The organism is Burkholderia sola (assembly GCF_905400185.1).
Classification (GTDB): domain Bacteria; phylum Pseudomonadota; class Gammaproteobacteria; order Burkholderiales; family Burkholderiaceae; genus Burkholderia; species Burkholderia sola.
This window is the reverse complement of record NZ_FR989677.1, coordinates 631292-648502: the sequence shown is the minus strand read 5'-3', so window position 1 is coordinate 648502 and position 17211 is coordinate 631292. Positions and strand designations below refer to the sequence as shown.

At 67.2% G+C, this 17211-nt stretch carries 16 protein-coding genes; 12 read left to right on the top strand and 4 right to left on the bottom strand.

Annotated elements, in window-relative coordinates:
* Window position 1 precedes the first annotated feature (1 nt).
* The 10 genes from KR541_RS32930 (at window position 2) to KR541_RS32885 (ending at window position 11926) form a co-directional block, all read left to right on the top strand.
* The gene (locus KR541_RS32930; RefSeq protein WP_050016859.1) at window positions 2-928 is read left to right on the top strand and encodes a 2-hydroxyacid dehydrogenase; all 927 of its coding nucleotides are present in this window, start codon (window positions 2-4) and stop codon (window positions 926-928) included.
* Between the two features lie 163 nt (window positions 929-1091).
* Window positions 1092-2492 (top strand): aspartate aminotransferase family protein, encoded by a 1401-nt coding sequence (locus tag KR541_RS32925; RefSeq protein WP_050016857.1) that lies wholly within the window; start codon window positions 1092-1094, stop codon window positions 2490-2492.
* An 85-nt stretch (window positions 2493-2577) separates the two neighbouring features.
* Complete coding sequence (locus KR541_RS32920) at window positions 2578-3069, top strand: Lrp/AsnC family transcriptional regulator (RefSeq protein ID WP_006749694.1); 492 nt, start codon at window positions 2578-2580, stop codon at window positions 3067-3069.
* A gap of 123 nt (window positions 3070-3192) precedes the next feature.
* Window positions 3193-4665 carry an NAD-dependent succinate-semialdehyde dehydrogenase gene (locus tag KR541_RS32915; protein WP_050016851.1) on the top strand — a complete coding sequence of 491 codons (1473 nt, stop codon included), beginning with the start codon at window positions 3193-3195 and terminating at the stop codon, window positions 4663-4665.
* Between the two features lie 214 nt (window positions 4666-4879).
* Window positions 4880-5890: a helix-turn-helix domain-containing protein gene (locus KR541_RS32910; protein ID WP_089490414.1), complete on the top strand. Its 1011-nt coding sequence runs from the start codon at window positions 4880-4882 to the stop codon at window positions 5888-5890.
* Between the two features lie 78 nt (window positions 5891-5968).
* Window positions 5969-6907 (top strand): SphA family protein, encoded by a 939-nt coding sequence (locus KR541_RS32905; protein ID WP_216090100.1) that lies wholly within the window; start codon window positions 5969-5971, stop codon window positions 6905-6907.
* 22 nt (window positions 6908-6929) lie between these two features.
* Window positions 6930-8162: an MFS transporter gene (locus tag KR541_RS32900; protein ID WP_050016845.1), complete on the top strand. Its 1233-nt coding sequence runs from the start codon at window positions 6930-6932 to the stop codon at window positions 8160-8162.
* 36 nt (window positions 8163-8198) lie between these two features.
* A complete protein-coding gene (locus KR541_RS32895; RefSeq protein WP_050016843.1) occupies window positions 8199-9656 on the top strand; it encodes an amidase in 1458 nt (485 codons plus the stop codon).
* Between the two features lie 141 nt (window positions 9657-9797).
* Complete coding sequence (locus tag KR541_RS32890; RefSeq protein WP_050016842.1) at window positions 9798-10394, top strand: TetR/AcrR family transcriptional regulator; 597 nt, start codon at window positions 9798-9800, stop codon at window positions 10392-10394.
* A 50-nt stretch (window positions 10395-10444) separates the two neighbouring features.
* On the top strand, window positions 10445-11926 hold the full coding sequence (locus KR541_RS32885) for an MFS transporter (RefSeq protein WP_050016840.1): 1482 nt from the start codon (window positions 10445-10447) through the stop codon (window positions 11924-11926).
* 43 nt (window positions 11927-11969) lie between these two features.
* On the opposite strand, the gene KR541_RS32880 is transcribed toward KR541_RS32885, so the two are convergent.
* Window positions 11970-13445, bottom strand: coding sequence for an HD domain-containing phosphohydrolase (locus KR541_RS32880; protein ID WP_050016960.1), 1476 nt, complete (start codon window positions 13443-13445; stop codon window positions 11970-11972).
* Here KR541_RS32880 and KR541_RS32875 point away from each other — a divergent pair.
* Together KR541_RS32875 and KR541_RS32870 are read left to right on the top strand one after the other, a co-directional pair.
* Window positions 13344-13718 carry a hypothetical protein gene (locus KR541_RS32875; RefSeq protein ID WP_162484457.1) on the top strand — a complete coding sequence of 125 codons (375 nt, stop codon included), beginning with the start codon at window positions 13344-13346 and terminating at the stop codon, window positions 13716-13718. The two genes, KR541_RS32880 and KR541_RS32875, sit on opposite strands and share 102 nt — an antisense overlap.
* Window positions 13719-13730: 12 nt before the next feature.
* Window positions 13731-14306: a DUF308 domain-containing protein gene (locus KR541_RS32870; protein WP_050016839.1), complete on the top strand. Its 576-nt coding sequence runs from the start codon at window positions 13731-13733 to the stop codon at window positions 14304-14306.
* A 134-nt stretch (window positions 14307-14440) separates the two neighbouring features.
* On the opposite strand, the gene KR541_RS32865 is transcribed toward KR541_RS32870, so the two are convergent.
* From KR541_RS32865 to KR541_RS32855, 3 genes are all read right to left on the bottom strand, one after another.
* Complete coding sequence (locus tag KR541_RS32865) at window positions 14441-15088, bottom strand: hypothetical protein (RefSeq protein ID WP_150123357.1); 648 nt, start codon at window positions 15086-15088, stop codon at window positions 14441-14443.
* 122 nt (window positions 15089-15210) lie between these two features.
* Window positions 15211-15465 (bottom strand): hypothetical protein, encoded by a 255-nt coding sequence (locus tag KR541_RS32860; protein ID WP_150123356.1) that lies wholly within the window; start codon window positions 15463-15465, stop codon window positions 15211-15213.
* Between the two features lie 239 nt (window positions 15466-15704).
* The gene (locus KR541_RS32855; RefSeq protein ID WP_089490418.1) at window positions 15705-16679 is read right to left on the bottom strand and encodes a LysR family transcriptional regulator; all 975 of its coding nucleotides are present in this window, start codon (window positions 16677-16679) and stop codon (window positions 15705-15707) included.
* Window positions 16680-17211: the final 532 nt, after the last annotated feature.

Genomic DNA, 17211 nt, shown 5'->3' with positions numbered 1-17211 from the left:
GATGAGCTTCCTGTACAAGGCCGACCCGGTGCGCGGCGCGCAGTGGGCGGCACGCTTCGCGCAACAGGCGCCCGACCTGCCGTTCCGGATCTGGCCGGACCTCGGCGACGCCGCGGCCGTCCGCTATCTCGCCGCCTGGCAGCCGCCGGACGATCCGGTCGGGCTGCTGCCGAATCTCGAAGTCGTGTTCTCGGTCGGCGCCGGCATCGACCAGTTCGACCTGTCGCGCGTGCCTTCGCACATCCCCGTCGTGCGGATGATCGAGCCGGGCATCGTCGAAGGGATGGTCGAATACGTGACGCAGGCCGTGCTGACGATCCATCGCGACCTGTTCGACTATGCGACGCAGCAGCGCGACCAGGTGTGGCGCGAGCATCCCGTACGCGCGGCCGCGTCGCGGCGCGTCGGCGTGCTCGGGCTCGGCACGCTCGGCCAGGCCGTGCTCGACACGCTGCGGCGCTTCGGTTTCCCGTGCGCCGGCTGGAGCCGCACGCCGCGCACGCTCGACGGCATCGACTGCTACGCGGGCGATGCGGCGCTCGACGCGTTCCTCGCCCGCACCGACATCCTGATCTGCCTGCTGCCGCTCACCGACAGCACGCGCGGGCTGCTCGGCGCACGCGTGTTCGACGCGCTACCGGCCGGCGCGTCGCTCGTGCAGGTCGGGCGCGGCCCGCAACTCGATGAAGCCGCGCTGCTCGCGGCGCTCGCGAGCGGCCGCGTCGACAGCGCGATCCTCGACGTGACGGACCCCGAACCGCTGCCGGCCGGCCATCCGTTCTGGACGCATCCGCGCATTCGCATCACGCCGCACATCGCCAGCGCGACGCGGCCCGACACCGCGGTCGACGCGGTGCTCGCGAACCTCGCGCGCCATCGCGCGGGGCAGCCGATGATCGGCGTCGTCGATCGTACGCGCGGCTACTGACCTGCTGCGCGCCCGGCCCGCCGGGCGCGCAGCAGAAAATGCCGAAGCGCCCCGCACAAACGCCGCGCGCATACGTTTCAGGCCGCAAATTGAAGACGCACGCGGAATTCTCGCGCGTTAGCATGAACTCACCGCTGACACCTGACGAGAGTCCCGCCTTCCCATGAACCAAGCCGCGCTGATCGAAGCCGATCGTCAACATCTGATCCACCCCGTCGTCAACTACCGTGCGCACGAGGCGCGCGGCGTCACCGTGCTGGAATCCGCGGACGGCGTGTTCCTGCGCGACGCCGCGGGCCACACGCTGCTCGACGCGTTCTCGGGCCTGTGGTGCGTGAACGTCGGCTACGGCCGCGACAGCATCGTGAAGGCCGCCGCCGACCAGATGGCGAAGCTGCCCTACGCGACCGGTTATTTCCACTTCGGCTCGCAGCCGGCGATCGAACTCGCCGAACGGCTCGCCGCGCTCGCGCCGCCGTCGCTGAACCGCGTGTACTTCACGCTCGGCGGTTCGGACGCGGTCGATTCCGCGATCCGTTTCATCACGCATTATTTCAACGCGACCGGCCGCCCGTCGAAGAAGCAGATGATCGCGCTGGAACGCGGCTATCACGGTTCGTCGTCGGTCGGCGCCGGCCTCACCGCACTGCCCGCGTTCCACCGTCATTTCGACCTGCCGCGCGCGGACCAGCACCATATTCCGTCGCCCTACCCGTACCGCCATCCGCTCGGCGACGATCCGCAGGCGCTGATCGCCGCGTCGGTCGCCGCACTCGAAGCGAAGGTCGCCGAACTCGGCGCGGACAACGTCGCCGCGTTCTTCTGCGAGCCGGTGCAGGGTTCCGGCGGCGTGATCGTGCCGCCGGCCGGCTGGCTGAAGGCGATGCGCAACGCGTGCCGGCGTCTCGGCATCCTGTTCGTCGCCGACGAGGTGATCACCGGCTTCGGCCGCACCGGCCCGCTGTTCGCCTGCGAGGCCGAGCAGGTCGATCCGGACCTGATGACGGTCGCGAAGGGCCTGACCGCCGGCTATGCGCCGATGGGCGCGGTGCTGATGTCCGACGAAATCTACGAGGGGATCGCGGGCGACCGCGCCGATGCGCCGGTGGTCGGCCACGGCCATACGTATTCCGCGCACCCGGTGAGCGCGGCGATCGGCCTCGAGGTGCTGAAGCTCTATCACGAAGGCGGGCTGCTCGCGAACGGCCAGGCGCTGGCGCCGCGCTTCGCCGCGGGGCTCGACGCGCTGCGCGCGCATCCGCTCGTCGGCGACGCCCGTTCGGTCGGCCTGCTCGGCGCGCTCGAACTGGTGGCCGACAAGGTGCACAAGACGCGCTTCGACCCGGCGCTGAACGTGCCCGACAAGATCGCGGCCGCCGCGTACGCGAACGGCGTGGTGTTCCGCGCGTTCGGCGACGGCGTGCTCGGCTTCGCGCCGGCGCTGAGCTTCACCGCGGGCGAGTTCGACCTGCTGTTCGAACGCGTGCGCAAGACGCTCGACGACGTGCTGGCCGATGCGGGCGTGCAGCGCGCGCTCGACGCCGCGCACGCGCAGCCGGCCTGACCGGACAAGGGAAAGCCGGGCTTGTGGCCGCCATCGTTCGACTCTAAAGTAACCGGACATTCCATTTTTGCCTTCTCACGTGAACATGACGGACAGCAAGCTGGATCGCATCGACCTGCGCATCCTCTCCCAGTTGCAGAAGCGCGGCCGCATGACCAACGTCGAGCTGGCCGATGCGGTCGGGCTGTCGCCCAGTCCATGCCTGATCCGCGTGAAGCGGCTCGAGAAGGCCGGCTACATCGGCGGCTACGGCGCGCACATCCAGCTCGAGAAACTCGGCGACGTGCAGGTCGTGTTTACCGAGGTCACGCTGGCCGACCACCGGCGCGAGGATTTCGACCGCTTCGTCGCGGCGATCCGCAACGTCGACGAGATCGTCGAATGCCACCTCGCGAGCGGCGGCTACGACTATCTGCTGAAGTTCATCACGCGCAGCGTGAGCCATTACCAGACGATCGTCGAAGGGCTGCTCGAGCAGAACATCGGCATCGAGAAGTATTTCAGTTACGTGATCATCAAATCGCCGTTCGTCAAACGGCACTACCCGCTCGAATCGCTGTTCGGCGAACGTCACTGACGTACGCGCGCCCCCCCTGAACGCGGCAGCCCGCTGTCCGCGTGGGGTCGTCGCGCGCCCGCTCCGCCGTCGTTGTCGCTGTCGTTGTCGTTGCCGCCGAACCGCTTCATTCAAGGAACTGTCATGCCGCTTACGCTGTCCCGAACCGAACTCGTCCGCACCGCCAACCTGATCGACGGCGCCTGGCGCGATGCGCTCGACGGCCGCCGCTTCGCCGTCACCGATCCGGCCACGCTCGATACCGTTGCCCACGCACCCGACAGCGGCGCCGCCGACGCCCGCGCGGCGACCGACGCGGCGGCCCGCGCGCTGCCCGCGTGGCGCGCGACGCCCGCGCGCGAACGCGCCGCGATCCTGCGTGCCTGGCATGCGGCGATCGTCGCGCACACCGACGATCTCGCGAAGCTGATGTCGCGCGAACAGGGCAAGCCGCTTGCCGAAGCGCGCGGCGAAGTCGCGTACGGTGCGTCGTACGTGCTGTGGTTCGCCGAGGAAGCGACGCGCACGTACGGCGACCTGATCCCGCAGCAGCAGCGCGGCAAGCGGCTCAGCGCGGTGAAGGAGCCGATCGGCGTCGTCGCGGCGATCACGCCGTGGAATTTCCCGCTCGCGATGATCGCGCGCAAGATCGCACCCGCGCTCGCGGCCGGCTGCACGGTCGTCGCGAAGCCGGCGGAGGACACGCCGCTGACCGCGCTCGCGCTCGCGTTTCTCGCGCAGGAAGCCGGCGTGCCGGCCGGCGTGCTGAACCTGATTACCGCGTCGCGCGAACGCGGCGTGGAAGCCGCGGCCGACTGGCTCGCCGACGGCCGCGTGCGCAAGATCACGTTCACCGGCTCGACGGCCGTCGGCAAGCTGCTCGCGCGCGACTCGGCGGCGACGTTGAAGAAGCTGTCGCTGGAGTTGGGCGGCAATGCACCGTTCATCGTGTTCGACGATGCGGAGCTCGATGCCGCGGTCGACGGGCTGATGGCCGCCAAGTTCCGCAACGGCGGGCAGACGTGCGTGTCGCCGAATCGCGTGTACGTGCAGGCCGGCGTCTACGATGCATTCGCCGCGAAGCTCGCCGCGCGCGTCGCCGCGCTGAAGGTTGCGCCGGCGACGGACCCGGCCGCGCAGATCGGCCCGATGATCAACGCGCGCGCGGTCGACAAGATCGCGCGGCACGTCGGCGATGCCGTCGAACGCGGCGCGCGCGTGCTGACGGGCGGCAAGCGCCTGACCGAGCTCGGTGCGAACTATTACGCGCCGACCGTGCTCGCCGACGCCACCGCCGACATGCAGCTGACCTGCGAGGAAACCTTCGGCCCGGTCGCCGCGCTGTTCCGGTTCGATACGGAGGACGAAGCGGTCGACGCCGCGAACGACACGCCGTTCGGGCTCGCCGCGTATTTCTACACGCAGAACGTGCGGCGCATAGCGCGCGTGTCGGCGCGGCTCGAAACCGGCATCGTCGGGATCAACGAAGGCGCGCTCGCGAGCGAGGCCGCGCCGTTCGGCGGCGTGAAGGAATCGGGCTATGGTCGCGAAGGCTCGCGTTATGGCCTCGACGACTATCTGTCGATCAAGTATCTGTGCCAGGGCGGGCTCGACTGAACCGGCGTCGCCGCGCGTTCGATTTCCCGTTGCGCGTTCCGCGCCCGCTGGCGGGTCCTTGCGGGTGCGGGCGCCATACCGAATCATGCATGCCCGACGCGGCGTCCCGTCATCCGCGGCGGCACCGCACCCGCGGCCCCGGGTAAAAACGCATTGCCAACCGGAATTTGTGTGCGCATTGTCGGCGGACGCCTCGTCCACCGCCCCACTCGCCATGCATTCCGCTCCGCTGTCGTCCGCCGCAAGCCTTGCCGACACCGCGCCTGACGCGCTGCCGTTGATCCGGCGCTTCGCCAGCGAGGATGTCGATACCCACGCGGAATGCACGCACGGCTGGTCGATCCGGCTCGATCAGCTGTCGCCCGGGCCGTTCCATGGCACGCTGCATGAAATCCGCTTCGACGGCATGCAGTTGCTGCGCGAACGCGTGAACCGCGCGCTGCTCAAGCGCGGCGACCAGTGCGCCGGCAGCACGTCGTTCAGCATCCCGCTGGAAACCGCCGGCGCCGGCTTCTGCGGCGGCGCGCTGCTGCGCGACAAGGCCTTGCTCGTCTCCGGCGGCACCTCGCTGCCGGAACTGCGCACGCCCGACCATCAGGACGTCGTGCTGTTGACGGTGCCCAACGACACGCTGCACCAACTGGCGTGGCTCGGCGATCAGGACGAAGACGGCGACCGCGTATCGTCGAACGAAACCCGCATCCTGCGGGTGCCCGCCGCACGCCATCACGCACTGACCTCGTTGCTGGTGGCCGGCTTCGGGGCGTGCGATACACCGGAGCGCCCGCTCGCCCGGCCGCACACGCGCAAGTCGCTGCGCGACGCCATCCTGGTCGAACTCGTGCACGCGATGGAAGCCGCCGGCCGCCCCGTGCGGCTCGATCCATCCGCGCGGCACCGCGTCGTCGATCGCGTGCGCGAACTCGTCGCGGCACGGCCCGATGTGCCGTTGACGGTGCTCGACGTATGCCGCGAAGTCGGCGCGAGCCGGCGCAAATTGCAGTATTGCTTCGAGGAAATCCTCGGCACGCACCCCGCGTGGTACCTGCGCGTGCTGCGGCTGAACGCGGTGCGCCGCGAACTGCGCGAACATTCCCCGGCGAGCACGTCGGTCAGCGACGTCGCGTGCCGCTGGGGCTTCTGGCACCTGAGCCGGTTCGCGTCGCACTACCGGGAACTGTTCGGCGAACTGCCGTCCGACACGCTCAAACGCCCGCCGCGATAATTACCAAAAGCGGATAACGCGCCGGATTTTGACGTTCCTAGACTCCGTACACATTTCAACTGTACGGGGAACGGCACGATGGAAATCCTCAGACGTCCGCACGGCGTGCGGCGCTGCCGCACACGCACCACCGCCGTCGCGATCGGCACGTTGGCGGCCACGCTCGCCTGCCAGCACGCCCACGCGCTCGAAAACGACGGTCCGATCACGCCGTTCGGCGTATTCGATTTCGGCGCGGGCATCACGCCGCCGCCCACGCCGAACGGCACGCTCGCCACGCGCTTCGCGTACTACTCGACCCGCACGATCCGCAACGGCGGCAACACCGACTTCTCGCTGACGGTCGCGTCCTGGAGCCTCGCGTACATCCGGATGACGAACGCGAAACTGTTCGGCGCGAACGTCGGCTTCGGCGCGGTCGTGCCGTTCCTGAACCTGAACGGCCACGTGAACGTGCCGACGCCGGCCGGCACGCTCGCGATGTCGGCCGATCCGACCAACATCGGCGATGCGGACTTCCAGCCGCTGATCCTCGCATGGACCTCGCCGAACCTGTTCGTCAACGTCGCGCTGCAGGTGCAGGCGCCGACCGGTGCGTATCGCGCCACACGGCTCTTCAATCCGGGCGTCAACCACTGGACCTTCTCGCCGATCATCGGCGCGACGTACATCACCGCTAGCGGATTCGAAATCTCGACCAGCATCGAGATCGATCAGAACACGACCAACCGCGCGACGAACTATCGCAGCGGCACCGGGTTCCGCCAGGAATTCGCGCTCGGCCAGCACATCGGCCCTTTCACGGCGGGCCTGGGCGGCTACATCGAGCGGCAGTTGAGCAACGACCACGGCCCGACCATCGACGGCAACCGCGCGCGCGTGAATGCGCTGGGCCCGGCGATCAGTTACGTCGAGCCGGGCAAGCCCGCGGTCTGGCTGCATGCGTACAAGGAATTCGGCGCGCGGAACCGCGCGCAGGGTTACCAGATCGCGCTGCGTGCCGCGCTGTCGTTCTGATGTTCCGATTCGGGAGCCGTCGATGAATCCGCTTTCCTCAACGCAATCCGCGCCCGCCTACCCGCGTGCCGCCCGGCAGGCCGGTACCCGCCAGGGCGCCGTACTGCTGCTCGGCAGCAGTCTCACCGTGATGGGCGCGGTCATGATCGCGCCGATCCTGCCGAAACTCGCGGCCGAATTCGTGCCGGCCGACCCGCGCATGGCCGCGCTCGTGCCGCTCATCGCGACGGGCCCCGCGCTCGCGATCGCGCTGTGCGCGCCGCTCGCCGGCTGGCTGGCCGATCGCGTCGGACGCAAGATGTTGCTGTTGCTCGCGACGCTCGTGTACGGGCTCGTCGGCGCGGCGCCGGCGTGGCTCGACAGCCTCGCCGCGATCCTCGTGTGCCGGCTCGCGCTCGGCGCGGCGGAAGCGTGCGTGATGACCTGCTGCACGACGCTGATCGGCGATTACTGGCATGGCGAACAGCGGGTGCGCTACGTGAACCGGCAGGTCGTCACGATCGGTATCGTCGGCACGGTGTTTTTCGTGCTCGGCGGCGCGGCCGGCGAGCACGCGTGGCGCTACCCGTTCTATCTGTACCTGTTGCCGATCCTGCTCGTGCCGGCGATTGCGACCGTGCTGTGGGAACCGCTGCGCGACGGTCAGCCCGCCGGGCCGGCCGACAACGGCACGCCGCCGGCCGGCAACCGGCTCGCGCCGACGCTCGCGGTCGGCTACGGGTTGATCTGCATCGGCATGGTCAGTTCGTTCGTGGTGCCGGTGCAGATGCCGCAGCTGATGGTCGACATCGGCCAGCGCTCGTCGACGATGATCGGTGCGGTCGCGGGCGTCGGCCTGCTGTCGACGCTGGCCGGTTCGATCGCGTGGCCATGGTTGCGCGACGCGCTCGGCCGCCGCTTCGTCAACGTCGTGCTCCTGGCGCTGCTCGCGGCGGGCCTGTTCTTGCTGGCCCGCGCGCATACGGTGCCGGCCATCGTCGTGGCGGTCGTGATTCACGGCTTCGGCGGCGGCATGCTGGTGCCCAATGCGATCCTGCCGCTAATGCGCACGCTGTCGCTCGCGATGCGCGGCCGCGGCCTCGGCGGTTTCACGGCCGCGCTCTATCTGGGCCAGTTCGTCAGCCCGCTCGTCGTGCTCGGCTGTGCGCAGGCATTCGGCGGATTGCGCGCGGCGGTGTTCGCGATTGCGGCGGGCACGGCCGTCGCCGCGTTGTCGTGGTTGTTGCCGGCGCTTCGCCGTCGCGACGACGCATAACCCATTCACGTTTTCCCGTTCCCGAACCCTAGACCCATGAAAGATTTTCAGACGCTCATCGCCACGCACGACGGCATCGCGCTCGCAGCGCTCGTCCGTGCAAAAGAAGTACGGCCGACCGAATTGCTGGACGCCGTGCTCGCCAGTCTCGATACGCTCAACCCCGCGCTGAATGCCGTGGCGGAACGACTCGACGACTCGGCGAGACAGGCCGCGTCGTCCGTCACCGGGCGCGAAAGCATACTCGCCGGCGTCCCGACGCTGATCAAGGACCTGTTCATGCCGGTGCGCGGCGCGCGGATGTCGAACGGATCGTTTTTGTTCGGCGACTACCGGCCGGACTTCGACGGCGAACTCGTGGCGCGGCTGCGGCGGGCCGGCATACCGATCGCGGGGACCTCGTTGTCGCCGGAACTGGGCACGTCTTATTGCACGTCGTCCGCGCGTTTCGGCGTCACGCGCAATCCGTGGCATCCGCACGTGAGCGCCGGCGGTTCGAGCGGCGCCGCGGCGGCGCTCGTCGCCGCCCGCGTGCTGCCGTTCGCGCACGGCAACGACGGCGGCGGCTCGTTGCGGGTGCCCGCTTCCTGTTGCGGCGTATTCGGGTTGAAGCCGACGCGCGGCCGAACGCCGAATGGCCCGATGATCGGCGAGGGATGGGCCGGCATGGGCATCAACCACGCGATCACGCGCTCGGTGCGCGACAGCGCCGCGTTGCTGGACCTGACCGCCGGCGCCGATATCGGCGCGCCCTATGCGTCGCCGCACCAGGCCGACACGTTTCTCGCGGCCACGCAGCGCGATCCGCGGCCGCTGAGAATCGCCGTGATCGAGCACGCGCCGCCCTGGCCGCTTCATCCGGCATGCCGAGCCGCACTGGACCATACCGTCGCGTTGCTGCGCTCGCTCGGACATGACGTCGAGCCGCTCGACAGTCCCGTCGATTCGGCCGCTTTCTATGGCCACGTGTTCACGATCATCGGCGCGCAAACGCGCGCACTGCTCGACACGATCGGCGCTCAGCGACACGCGCCGCTACGCGACGACGAAATCGAGGCGCGCACCCGCATCATCGTGCGCGAAAAGGGCAACGTGAGCGGCGCCGAGTACGCGGGCGCGGTCGACTGGATCCATGCGTTGGGCAGGACGTTCGGCCGGTTGATGGAGCGCTACGACGTTTTGCTGACGCCGACGCTCGCGATGCCGCCGCTCGCACCGGCCGCACTCGCGACGGTGGACGACGCGCAATCGTTGAGCGACGTCATCGATCGGTCGCATCGGTTTTCGCCGTTCACCGCTTGGTTCAACGCGACCGGCCAGCCCGCGATGTCGGTGCCGCTTTACCGGGACGAACAAGGTTTGCCGATCGGCAGCCAGTTCGCGGCGGCATTCGGCGCGGAGTCGCTGCTGTTCTCGCTCGCCGCCCAGCTCGAACGCGCCGCGCCGTGGGGCGATCGTGCGCCGCCGGTGTGCGTCGGGCTGTCGGGCGCGTGAACGGTCCGGTGGCCAGCGACGGGTGCGCGGCACCCGGGGGCGACCATCGCCGCGCCCGGTCGACACACACGTTGACATCGGAACCGATCGGTCCATATAATCACTCCAACTTCAGGCACCGCATCGTTTGCGAAACCGATCATGGCAAATCCGGCTGGCGTGGGCCGTCCGCGCGAATTCGAACTTGGCGATGCCGCGCGCGACGCGATGGACGTTTTCTGGGACCGCGGATACGAGGGCGCGTCCCTGCCCGACCTGATGGCCGGCACCGGCCTGTCGCGCGGCAGCCTGTACAAGGCGTTCGGCGACAAGAAGGCGCTGCTGCTGGCGGCGCTCGACCTGTACATGGCCGATGGGCTCAAGGCGACCGCGGACATCCTGTCGCAACCCGGCGCCGTGAAGGATGCGATTCGCGATTCGCTGCTGCGCTATGCGCGCCTGTCCGTCGGCGACGCGGGCCGGCGCGGATGTCTCGCGGTCGCGATGACCACCGAACTGGCCGCGCGCGACGCCGATGTCGCGGAACGCACCGGGCGCCTGTTCCGACGCCTGCAACAGCTCTATGCCGGTGCGATCGTCCGTGGCCAGGCAAGCGGCGAGATCGCGGAGCAGGACGAACAGGTGCTGGCGCGTTTGCTTGTCTGCCAGATCGAAGGGATGCGCGTGCTGGGGAAAACCGGTGTGTCCGAGCACGACATGCTCGCGCTGGTCGACCGCACGATGCGCATCCTCGACTGATATTTTTTTACCCAATTTGGAACCGAATGGTTCCGTATGGAGAGCCGTCCATGTCACGAAATGACCCCGTCTCACCCGACCCGCGCCGCTGGGCGATGTTTGCGGTCCTGCTCGTCGGCGCGTTTCTGCCGCCGCTGGATTTCTTCATCGTCAATGTCGCGCTGCCGTCGATCCGCGCGGAACTGGGCGCGTCGTCATCCGCCGAGCAACTCGTCATTTCATCGTATGCGGGCCTGTACGCGGTGACGCTGATCACCGGCGGGCGATTGGGCGACCTGTTCGGCCGCGGCCGCGTGTTTTTCCTCGGGTTGATCGGCTTTGCGATCGCCTCGACGCTGTGCGGTCTCGCGAGTTCGCCGTGGACGCTCATCGTCGGCCGCGCGTTGCAGGGCGTGACGGCCGCGATCATGGCGCCGCAGGCGCTCGCTTCGATCCAGGCAATCTTTCCCGAAGCGGAAAAGCCGCTCGCGCTCAGCTTGTACGGCGCGGTATTCGGCCTCGCCGCCGTGGTCGGGCAGGCGCTGGGCGGGATCCTGATCTCGCTGAACCTGTTGAATCTGGGTTGGCGCACGATCTTCCTCGTCAACCTGCCGCTCGCGATTCTGGTCGTCCTGTTCGGGATTCCGCTGTTGAACGAAACGCGTGCACAGCATGCGCGCAAGCTCGACCTCGGCGGCACCGCGCTGTCGATGCTGACGCTGGGCGCGCTGATCGTGCCGCTGATCGAGGGGCGCGAAGCAGGCTGGCCCGTCTGGGCCTGGGCGTCGCTGCTCGCGGTGCCGGCCCTCGCCGGCTTCTTCTGGCGCTACGAGCGCCGGCTCGGCCGCCGCGGCGGCGCCCCGCTGCTCGATCCGGCCGCGCTGCGCGCACCGGGGCTGGGCCGCGCGTTGCTGATCGCGCTGTTGCTGTACTCGATCGGCGCGTTCTTCCTGCTGTTCTCGGTGTATCTGCAGAATGCGTTGCACGTCGACGCGCTGAGCGCGGGCCTCGTGTTCTTGCCGTTCGGCGTCGGGTTCCTGCTCGGCCCGTTGTCGACGCCCTTCTGCTCGCGTGTCATCGGCGCTTACGTCAATCCGTTCGGGATGAGCCTCGAGATCGTCGGGCTCGTCGGCCTCGCGTGGTTGATCGACGCCACGCCGCTCGGGATGCCGCTCGCTGCCGTGCCGCTCGCGGTCGTGCTCTTCGTCATCGGTTTCGGACAAGGGCTCGCGCTGCCGACGCTGATGCGCATGGTGACGGGGCGCGTCGCACCGGCGCTGTCGGGCATGATCGCCGGCATCGCCAGCTCGACGCTGCAGGTCAGCACGTCGCTGAGCGTCGCGATCATCGGCGGCATTTTCTATACGACGCTCGGTACGCGCCAGGATCCGGCGGCCATCGCGCACGCGTTCATCGTCGCACTCCTGTCGATCTCGGTGTTCCTCGCTGTCGGCGCCGCGCTGGGCATCTCGCTTGCACGCGCGCCCGCCGCGCGCACGTCGATGCGTGCTGCCGTCCGTCCGGGCTTCGGCCCGGAACGCGAACGGCCGTGAGCGTCGGCGTACACACGAAAGCGAATCCGCGTCGCGGAGCGCATCAGAGCAGCCCGAGCGCCGATGCCTTGAGGGTCGCCGCGGCGCGTGTCGAACATTCGAGCTTGCGGAACGCCTTCTCGACATGGGTGCGCACCGTGCTCGGACTCATCGCGAGCGCCTGCGCGACCTGCTTGTTGCTCGCACCGCGGGAAATCGCCCGCAGCACGTCGATTTCCCGCGCGGACAGGCGCGGGCCAGCGGCCGACGCGCCCGTCGCGATGCGCCGGACCACGGGCGGCCCGCCCGTCACGAGCGCCGCCACCACTTCGCCGCACAGCCGGCCGCCGGCCACTTCTTCCTGCAACTGGCCGGCGGCGGCCGCATCGCTCAGGGCCGTTCGCCACGGACGCGCCGAGCGCAACGCGACCCACGCCAGCGACGCCGCCAGCACACGCGCTTCCAGCGTCAGCGCCGTATCGCGCACGCCGCGGAAATAGCCCGAGCCGTCCTGCCGCTCGTACGCATACGACGCAAGCACGGCGGCTTCGCCGAGCGCGCCGGTCTGCCTGCCGGCGCGCTCGGTCCAGTACGGCACGAGTCGCACCTTTTCCCACGCGCTCGCAGGCAGCCGCGTCGGCAGATTCCACACGTCGTTCGGCACCGCGGCCCTGCCGATGCCGTGAATCAGTCCGGCGCGGTACACGCGTTCGCGCGCGGCCTCGTCCGGCGACAGACGGCCGTAACACGCGGCGGCCGTCGCGGCGACCGAACGCGAAAAACCCGTCATCCACGGCAATTTCAGATCGATGACGTCCGCAATCAATTCGGCGGACGTCGCGCCCCACATGTCCGGCGTGGCCAGTGCGGCGTCCAGGTCGGCGGGCGCCATGTGTTCGAGCGCCGCCAGCCAGCGCGGTGCGTCGCGCGCAGCCGTCTCGACGAGCACGGCCGGATAGCGCGACCCCGCGCGTTGGCCGATCAATTCGAGGGCCCGTTCGATGCCGTACGTGCGGCTGAACACGTCGAGATCGCCTGCCAGCGCGACGATCGACACGGCGGGCGGCACCTGTTCGCGCACGAGCCGCGCAGGCAGCCCGTTGCCGTCCCAGGTTTCGAAAATGTGCCGCAGCGCGGTTTCCGTCGCGCGGGACAGGCCGAGTATTCGCGCAACTTCGCCCGAGACTTCGCAATGGATTTGCGCGAGCGGGATCAGCGCGGCACCCGCGCCGCCGATCGCTTCGGCCATGCCGGGCTGGCTCGCAAGCATTGCGGCGCGAATCGCGACGTCGTCGCCGAATATCTGCGCGAAGCCCGCCGCGTTCGCCGTGCAGCCCGACCAGCGCAACAGCGCCACCTCGCGGGCCGTGTCGCAGACCGATGCATCGAATCGTGCCGCGTGCGCGAGCTGCGCCGCCAACCAACTGGTGCGTGGCGAATGGTCCGTCGGCTGGCCCATGCTGAGATCGCCGATGAAGGCCAGCGCGCGGACGGCGTCGACTATGCGCAGCGGGGCGTGACGGGCTTCGGCGTCGGGCATCGGGTGGGCGGAGACATTCGCGAGGATGGGAAAACGATCATACGCGACGGCGTCGCGGCGTGCAGGGGCATGCGCGTTGGCGGCGCGCCGGGGCCAATCCGGTGCGATGTTCACTGGTATCGGTGCGAGCAGCCGGTGAACTTCGCCATCGGATATCTGACCGATGGCGGCAGGCGCGGACGATTGCGATACTCGGCGCACTGGAGATCCGGTCGAGGCCGCATTCGCGTGGTGGGAATCGTGCATGCGGGCCGGAACGACGATTCAATGTAACAAGGAGTGCAAATGACTGATCGCTACCCCGAATTCCACGCCCCTGCCGACGAACACTGGCTGAAACGGTACTACCTTTCCCGGGCGATATTCTCGCTGATCTGGGTCGCGCTGGCGTTTTCCGTCGGCCGGCAGAGCGCGGCCGGCGCGGCGGTCCTGCTGGTCGTTTATCCGGCGTGGGACGCGCTCGCCAATTTCGTCGACCTCGCCCGCAGCGGCGGGATGGCGGCAAACCGCACGCAGGCGGTCAACGTCGCGATCAGCGCCGTCACGACACTGGCGGTATTTCCGGCGTTGAGTGCGGGCCTGCCGGCGGTGCTCACGGTGTTCGGCGTCTGGGCGATTCTGTCTGGCGCGCTGCAGCTCGGCACTGCCGTGCGGCGGTGGAAGCATGCCGGTGCGCAGTGGGTGATGGTGCTGAGCGGCGCGCAATCGGCACTGGCCGGGTTGTTCTTCATTTTGCAAAGCCACGCGCCGATGCCGCCGGCGATCGTCAAGATCGCGGGCTATGCGGGAGTGGGGGCGCTTTATTTCCTGATATCCGCCATTTGGCTGCAGGTGCGGGGGATGCGGCGCAGGGTGTCGTGAGCCGTCGGTCGGAATGAAGACCTGCACGCGGTCGCGAATGGCGCTGAACGACCCGGAGCAGCCGTCGGGCTATCCCGGAAGCAGCCGTTCGCGGGACGCAGAGCAGCGACAGGAGCAATCGTGGCTCCCCTTTCTTACGAGCTGCTCGTTCCTCCATTCAGCTGGCTCAAAGAACCCCAGATATAGAAAGTCGGGGTGCGCCGCCGAACCCCCAAACGATAGATGCCGATGCCGCTCGTGAGATGGCGATCACCTAGGTGCGGGGCCTGGAATTGCCACGCGTTCCATAGAACTTCTGATTCGTTGAACGCATAGCCGTCCTGCGCATAGCATACCGTCGGCGGCTTCTGGCTGCCCTTTGGACCGAAAGGCGCGAGGTAGATGGCTGATGTTTTTAGAAGCGAAGCATCATCGCTCGGGTTTTGATGGCCTCGTGCTTGGGCGATCTGTTGAGCCAGTTGCGATAGAGATTCGGGCCTTTGGTCATACCAGTTCAACGATTCGAACTGCGCGTAGGCCAAGGGAAGATCTGGCCTGTGAATGCTAGCCTCGAGCTCAGTGTATTCATCGGTTCGCAGATAGTGCGCTCGTGACAAAAACAAGGTGCGTCGCACGCGGTAGTAGCTAAAGGTGCCGGACAGGTTCTCCATGCCCCAGGCTTGCTTGTGTGGCCACCAAGCGTCATACATGACCACATCTGCATCAAACGCGATCACGCGAATAGGATGCTCTGTCCAGTCCGTTTGGAAAACAGCACCAAGTTCAAGTGGAGGGTAGTTCATGTATGACTAGGCACCTCATACGGTTTCGTGACTGAGAGTGGCCAAAGACCCATACGCAATAGTCAACGATCTGGACGTTGAAGTCGACCGACCGCTTGTGGCCGTACATGGAAATTCGCCGATCAGCTTGATTGAAGGTTGGCTACGCAATCGTTGATTGCCTGTGCGAACTGCGGATTGGATAAATCGATACCGACACGCGCAAGCGAAAGCAACAATTGCTCGACGCCTTCAACAACCCCTACGATGCGTCCGTTTTCGACGGGATCACTGAATCTCGGGAGCGCTTCCGGCAAGTCGGATTCGATACTTGCGATTCCGCCTTCAACCCTGAGGTCGATTCCGAACGGTAGCAAGAATTCTCGAGTCTTGTTCATATCTGCTCTCCACGTCCTCCGCAGCCGCATTGTCGACGATCTTGGGACCACCGTCGACTGACCGTAGTTGGCCGAACGCGGCCGGCCGCTGCCCTGCAACGCGCGACCGACGCTGAACGACCCGTCGCAGCCATTGGGTGCCTCGGCAACTCAACGGCAAGGTTCGGTGCCAAGCTGACCTTCGAATGTCCAACTGCATGCACCGGCGAAGGTGCTCGGACAGTAGCACTGATGGCCTGTTACTCCGCGCTTTGGTAACGGACTGCGCAAGCGGGCGCCCCGGGCTGCCCTTTACTCTCTTGACGCGGCGTCAGGAGCCGTTCAAGCAGATCGGCGCTGTCTAGTTGCGCAATCCACCAGTTCAAAGCGTTCCCTACCTTGTCCTCGCGCCAAGCGAGGTAGCCATTCGTGAACTCGCGCACACCCACAATGCGACGCGCGACCAGCCTGCCTTCGTGTATCGGTTCTTTCGCTACGAAATCGGGCAGCATCCCGACAGCAATACCTTCGCACAGTGCTTGCAGTTTGGCTGCGAGCGTCGGCACGATGATCAGCGGCTGTCCGTCACGGGTGGCCACAGATTGCGGTTGCAGTTCGCGGGAAGTGTCACTGATGACAACACCTCGATATCTTGCGATCGTTTCGCTCTCCAACGGCTCGGGCATGCGGGCGAGTGGATGGTCCGGTGCCACGACAAAAACGTGCCGGAGGGTTCCGATTGGCCGGGCCGCAATATTGGCGGCATGCGGCGGCTCGCCGAACGCCCCTATCGCGAGATCGGCACGCCGCGTAACCAGGGCATCCCACACGCCCCCAAGCACCTCGGTGGAAAGACTTAGCTGGGTATTCATCTCCAGGTCGTAGAAGGCATGGACATACGGCCATAAGGACTGGATTGGCAAGATTGCATCGACGCATAGTCGAAGCTCCGATTCCCAACTGTCTCGAATACCTTTTGCTTTGGCCTCCAGGTGTCGAGCCGCGTCTAAAAGTCGACGCCCATCTTCCACAACAGCACGACCCGCTTCCGTGAGTCTCGTCCGTCTGCCGCTGCGGTCGAACAGCTCGACATCCATGTCACTTTCCAGCTTTTGCACAAGGTAAGTGAGCGTCGACGGAACTCTATGCAACAACTCGGCCGCCTCGGCGAATGTACCGGTCCGGTCAATTGCATCCAACACTTCGAGAACTTCGAATGACAGCTTGGTCGCCATATAGCAGATACTTCTATCGTTCACAGGATTCACCGCGACGGCCGAGCGGCTTTGCCGCAGCAACGCTTCCATGCGGTTGCCCAAACCTTTCGGGACTCGCTCGGATGCTGATCAGATGGACAAAGGCGATGTCGTCCCTGAACCGGATGCATCTCCCGGATGCTCTCGTTGACGAAGCCTCCGGCCACTCAATGGTCATTGCGGCAGGAGTCTAAGGTACACGCTGCCGCTTGTCTGCTCGCGTCAATTTAGTCGTCGCCCCGCCGGTGCAGCCACGGGCTGTTTATCGGTAGCGGCGACCGAGTCGCATTCCGGGTCAAGCGCCACGGCATCGGTCGGTGTCCGGTGCGCGTGTTCCAAGACGATCGGACGCGCCCACATTCGCGCCTTCGCGTACAGGGCGTGGCGTGCCGCGACGGATACGATTGGCACGCGTGTGTCCCTGGGCAAGGTACAGCCGACGTTCGAATGGCTGCTTGAGAGCGATTGCCTACGACTGTCGATGGCCGGATGCCGCCCGACGCGTTTAGAA

What these genes read in the sequence shown, in the direction of transcription:
- KR541_RS32900 (WP_050016845.1), top strand. Translation starts at nt 6,930, where the DNA reads ATGAATCCGCTTTCCTCAACGCAATCCGCGCCCGCCTACCCGCGTGCC.
- KR541_RS32895 (WP_050016843.1), top strand. Translation starts at nt 8,199, where the DNA reads ATGAAAGATTTTCAGACGCTCATCGCCACGCACGACGGCATCGCGCTC.
- KR541_RS32925 (WP_050016857.1), top strand. Translation starts at nt 1,092, where the DNA reads ATGAACCAAGCCGCGCTGATCGAAGCCGATCGTCAACATCTGATCCAC.
- KR541_RS32915 (WP_050016851.1), top strand. Translation starts at nt 3,193, where the DNA reads ATGCCGCTTACGCTGTCCCGAACCGAACTCGTCCGCACCGCCAACCTG.
- KR541_RS32875 (WP_162484457.1), top strand. Translation starts at nt 13,344, where the DNA reads ATGGTCCGTCGGCTGGCCCATGCTGAGATCGCCGATGAAGGCCAGCGC.
- KR541_RS32865 (WP_150123357.1), bottom strand. Translation starts at nt 15,088, where the DNA reads ATGAACTACCCTCCACTTGAACTTGGTGCTGTTTTCCAAACGGACTGG.
- KR541_RS32920 (WP_006749694.1), top strand. Translation starts at nt 2,578, where the DNA reads ATGACGGACAGCAAGCTGGATCGCATCGACCTGCGCATCCTCTCCCAG.
- KR541_RS32910 (WP_089490414.1), top strand. Translation starts at nt 4,880, where the DNA reads ATGCATTCCGCTCCGCTGTCGTCCGCCGCAAGCCTTGCCGACACCGCG.
- KR541_RS32880 (WP_050016960.1), bottom strand. Translation starts at nt 13,445, where the DNA reads ATGCCCGACGCCGAAGCCCGTCACGCCCCGCTGCGCATAGTCGACGCC.
- KR541_RS32855 (WP_089490418.1), bottom strand. Translation starts at nt 16,679, where the DNA reads ATGGCGACCAAGCTGTCATTCGAAGTTCTCGAAGTGTTGGATGCAATT.
- KR541_RS32890 (WP_050016842.1), top strand. Translation starts at nt 9,798, where the DNA reads ATGGCAAATCCGGCTGGCGTGGGCCGTCCGCGCGAATTCGAACTTGGC.
- KR541_RS32885 (WP_050016840.1), top strand. Translation starts at nt 10,445, where the DNA reads ATGTCACGAAATGACCCCGTCTCACCCGACCCGCGCCGCTGGGCGATG.
- KR541_RS32870 (WP_050016839.1), top strand. Translation starts at nt 13,731, where the DNA reads ATGACTGATCGCTACCCCGAATTCCACGCCCCTGCCGACGAACACTGG.
- KR541_RS32930 (WP_050016859.1), top strand. Translation starts at nt 2, where the DNA reads ATGAGCTTCCTGTACAAGGCCGACCCGGTGCGCGGCGCGCAGTGGGCG.
- KR541_RS32860 (WP_150123356.1), bottom strand. Translation starts at nt 15,465, where the DNA reads ATGAACAAGACTCGAGAATTCTTGCTACCGTTCGGAATCGACCTCAGG.
- KR541_RS32905 (WP_216090100.1), top strand. Translation starts at nt 5,969, where the DNA reads ATGGAAATCCTCAGACGTCCGCACGGCGTGCGGCGCTGCCGCACACGC.